We start from the raw sequence: 4,005 nt of genomic DNA, 5'->3' as shown, positions 1-4,005 counted from the left end.
TGCGCGACGCGCTGGTCGACCGTGCCGCGGACCTCGATCCACGGCACCGGCTGATCGCGCAGCACCGCACGGAAGCGATCCTGCATGTCGTGGCGGATGTGCTCGCCGTCGCGCATGCCGTCCTGCATGAACGGGATCTCGTCGCCCGTGAGGATGTACGCACGCGGGGCATGGCCGCGGGCCCGGCGCCACATCCGCTCGGGGGCCGGGCCGACGTACCGTTCGTGCCACAGCACGGTCGCGAGCGCGTCGGTGTCGCACACCAGGACGGGGGAGGGGACCCGCCGCGCCGCGTCCGCCTCGAGCGCGATCTGGCGATCCAGGATCAGGTCGAACTCGTCCGATCGCCAGGGCGTCTCCAGGCCGCCCTCCCGGATCGCGGAGTGCGTGCGACCGTACTCCGGCACCCAGTCGGTGCCCAGGGCGTCTGCGAGGGCGGCGGCGAGCGTCGTGGTGCCGGTGGACTCGGCTCCCACGAGCACGATGCGCTGTGCGAACCACGCCCGCACCGGGGAGGGCAGCTCGTGCCAGTGACCCGCGACGTCGGCGCGGATCGCCGTGCCCGAGACGGGGACGTCGGCGCGCCCGGCGTCGACGCGGCGCCAGCGCGCACCGAGGCGGCGGGCGAGCTCCTCGCCGTACGCGTCGGACGTGTAGACGACGTCGACGGGCTCGTCCAGCAGCTGCTCGATGACGATCATGTGCGCGTCCCAGGCAGACGCCGAGTCGAAGTCGACGGGGGCGTCGTCCATGGCGGACACGACGCGGGCGGTGGGATGCTCCTGACGGATCCAATCCGCCCGCACGTCCAGCGGGATCGTCTCGACGGTCGCGCCCAGCACCTGCACCGTCACGGTGCGGCACTCGCGCAGCGCCGTGCGGATGAGCGCCTGATGACCGGCGTGGAACGGATAGAACTTGCCCATCACCAGGCCGTGGCGCGCCTCACGCATACGCGGGCTCCGGCTCACCGGCCGCGCTCGCCGCATCGCGCTCCGCGCTGCGCCACGACAGCAGCCCCGCGATGCACATCGCGATGAAGCCGAGATAGAGCACCGCGAAGAGCCACAGTCCCGTGGCCGCGTAGATTGCGACGTAGGCGACGTCGACCGCGATCCAGACGTACCAGGACTGGATCCACCGCCGATTCAGCATGAACTGCGCGATCAGGCTGCCGGCGACCACCGCGGCGTCCGGCAGCGGCAGGGTCGACGGCGTGTAGGAGGCGAGAAGCCAGGTCAGCAGCGCGGTCAGCGCGCCCCCGCTCGCGGCGAGCGGCACGATCGTGCGGCGCGGCGTGCGGCGGACGAACGCCTCGTCCCGCGCGACGCCCGCCCGGCGCTCCGCGGCACGGGCGCGCGCCCATTCGAGCCAGCCGAGGAGGGACAGCACGATGAACACGACCTGCAGGCCCGCCGTGGCGAACAGCGCCGCCTGGAACGTGACGACCAGGAACAGCGCCGCGTTGGCGATCCCGATCGGGAAGTTCCACACGCTCCGCCGCCAGGAGAGGAACACGCAGGCGGCCCCCGTCGCGAACCCGGCGATGTCGATCCAGTGCTGGGCCAGCCATTCCCCCATGGGGCGAGCCTAGCGACGCCGCAGGGTGCCGCCGCGCGCGGTCGCGCGATCGCCGCCCGACGCGGGTGGCGCGGGTACGCTGGAGCATCATGAACGACGCGCCGATCGGAATCTTCGACTCCGGAGTCGGCGGCCTCACCGTGGCGCGCGCGATCGGCGACCAGCTGCCGCGCGAGTCGCTGCTCTACATCGGCGACACGGCCCACTCGCCCTACGGCCCGAAGCCCATCGCCGACGTGCGGCGATACGCGCTCGAGGTGCTCGACACGCTCGTCGACCAGGGCGTGAAGATGCTCGTGATCGCGTGCAACACGGCCTCCGCGGCGATGCTGCGCGACGCGCGCGAGCGCTACTCCGTGCCCGTGGTCGAGGTCATCGGGCCCGCGGTCCGCACCGCCATGTCGACGACCCGCAACGGCCGGATCGGCGTGATCGGCACGGTCGGGACCATCGGATCCGGCGCGTATCAGGACATGCTCGAGGTCAATCCGGGCATCCAGGTGTCCACCGCCGCGTGCCCCCGGTTCGTGGAGTTCGTCGAGAACGGCGACACCGACTCGCCCCGCGTGCTGGCCGCGGCGGAGGAGTACCTCGCGCCGCTGCGCCACGCAGGAGTCGACACGCTCGTGCTGGGCTGCACGCACTACCCGTTCCTGAAGGGCGCGATCAGCTACGTCATGGGGCCGGATGTCTCACTCGTCTCGAGCGACTCCGAGACCGCCAAGGACGTCTACCGCCAGCTCGTGAGCCGTGACCTGCTCGCAGGCCCCGACGCGGCTCCGCGCCACGAGTACGAGGCGACCGGCGCCCAGACCGCCGACTTCATCGCGCTCGCCAACCGCCTGCTCGGCCGCGAGGTGCGCGACGTGCGCCTCGTCCGCACGGGCGCCATCGACCTGACCGCGCTCAACGCTCGGTCCTGATCCGCATCACTGCCGAGGAGACCCGATGACCACTCGCGCCGACGGCCGCACGCCCGACCAGCTGCGCCCCATCACGATCGAGCGAGGCTGGAGCAGCCAGGCCGAGGGATCGGCGCTGATCAGCTTCGGCGGCACCAAGGTGCTGTGCACCGCGTCGTTCACGCACGGCGTGCCGCGCTGGCTGACCGGCAAGGGCAAGGGCTGGGTCACGGCCGAGTACGCGATGCTGCCGCGCGCCACGAACGAGCGCAACGACCGCGAGAGCGTGAAGGGCCGGATCGGCGGTCGCACGCACGAGATCTCGCGCCTGATCGGCCGCGCGCTGCGCGCCGTGATCGACACCAAGGCACTCGGCGAGAACACGATCGTGATCGACTGCGACGTGCTGCAGGCCGACGGGGGCACGCGCACGGCCGCGATCACGGGCGCGTACGTCGCGCTCGCGGATGCGATCGAGTGGGGTCGCGAGAAGAAGTTCATCGGGCAGAAGGCCCAGGTGCTGCGCGACTCCGTCGCCGCCGTGTCGGTGGGCATCATCGACGGGGTGCCGATGCTGGACCTGCCGTACGTCGAGGACGTCCGCGCCGAGACCGACATGAACGTCGTGGTCACGGGCACCGGCAAGTTCGTCGAGGTGCAGGGCACGGCCGAGGGGGCGCCGTTCGACAAGTCCGAGCTCGACGCGCTGCTCGAGCTGGCGGTGGCGGGGGCGGCGGAGCTGCGCGTGCACCAGGCCGCCGCTCTCGACGAGCCCGCCGCGGGGGCGTGAACGTGGCGCAGATCGTCCTCGCGACGCACAACGCGCACAAGGTGGCGGAGTTCCAGGCGATCGTGGCACGCGTGCGTCCGGACCTCGAGGTGGTGCCGTATGACGGTCCCGAGCCGGTCGAGGACGGCACGACCTTCGCGGAGAACGCCCTGATCAAGGCCCGTGCGGCCGCGGCCCACACCGGCCTGCCCGCGCTCGCGGACGACTCGGGCATCTGCGTGGACGTGCTCGGCGGATCGCCCGGGGTGTTCTCGGCGTACTGGGCCGGCCATGCGAAGGACGACGGCGCGAACCTCGCGCTGCTGCTGGACCAGCTGTCCGACATCCGTGATCCCCACCGTGGCGCGCACTACAACTCGACCGTCGCGCTCGTCACCCCGGGCGGCGTCGAGCACACGGTCGAGGGGCTCTGGCCAGGGCGCCTCGCGGACGCCCCGCGCGGCGGGGCCGGGTTCGGCTACGACCCGGTGTTCATCCCCGCGGAGCAGGATGGCGCCGAGCGCACCGTCGCGGAGTGGACCGCGGAGGAGAAGAACGCCGTCTCGCACCGCGCCCGCGCCTTCGTCGCCCTCGAGCCGCTGCTCGCGACGCTCTGACGACGCTCTGACGACGCTCCGACGACGAGAGAACGCCCCGGCCAGGAGGCCGGGGCGTTCTCGTTCGGTGCCGCGGATGGCTCACATGCAGGCCATCGCATCTTCCTGCAGCGCCGTGGCGAAGTCGGTGTACAGC

At 72.1% G+C, this 4,005-nt stretch carries 5 protein-coding genes; 3 read left to right on the top strand and 2 right to left on the bottom strand.

Annotated features, from left to right (window positions below; genetic code table 11):
• Positions 1 to 953: AAA family ATPase (locus RIF89_RS11705; protein ID WP_309069285.1), on the bottom strand; the 953-nt coding region annotated here is incomplete at its 3' end.
• Positions 946 to 1,581, bottom strand: coding sequence for a nicotinamide riboside transporter PnuC (gene pnuC, locus RIF89_RS11700; protein ID WP_309069284.1), 636 nt, complete (start codon positions 1,579 to 1,581; stop codon positions 946 to 948). The genes RIF89_RS11705 and pnuC, both read right to left, overlap by 8 nt.
• Positions 1,582 to 1,670: 89 nt before the next feature.
• Between pnuC and murI the strand changes: the two genes are divergently transcribed.
• The 3 genes from murI to rdgB are packed head-to-tail and all read left to right on the top strand — an operon-like array spanning position 1,671 to position 3,869.
• Positions 1,671 to 2,504 carry a glutamate racemase gene (gene murI, locus RIF89_RS11695; protein WP_309069283.1) on the top strand — a complete coding sequence of 278 codons (834 nt, stop codon included), beginning with the start codon at positions 1,671 to 1,673 and terminating at the stop codon, positions 2,502 to 2,504.
• Between the two features lie 25 nt (positions 2,505 to 2,529).
• Positions 2,530 to 3,273 (top strand): ribonuclease PH, encoded by a 744-nt coding sequence (gene rph, locus RIF89_RS11690; protein ID WP_309069282.1) that lies wholly within the window; start codon positions 2,530 to 2,532, stop codon positions 3,271 to 3,273.
• Positions 3,274 to 3,275: 2 nt separating this feature from the next.
• The gene (gene rdgB, locus RIF89_RS11685) at positions 3,276 to 3,869 is read left to right on the top strand and encodes an RdgB/HAM1 family non-canonical purine NTP pyrophosphatase (RefSeq protein WP_309069281.1); all 594 of its coding nucleotides are present in this window, start codon (positions 3,276 to 3,278) and stop codon (positions 3,867 to 3,869) included.
• Positions 3,870 to 4,005: the final 136 nt, after the last annotated feature.

Origin of the sequence: Microbacterium sp., from assembly GCF_031178525.1 — a bacterium.
Lineage (GTDB): Bacteria > Actinomycetota > Actinomycetes > Actinomycetales > Microbacteriaceae > Microbacterium.
This window is presented reverse-complemented; position numbering and strand designations above follow the sequence as displayed.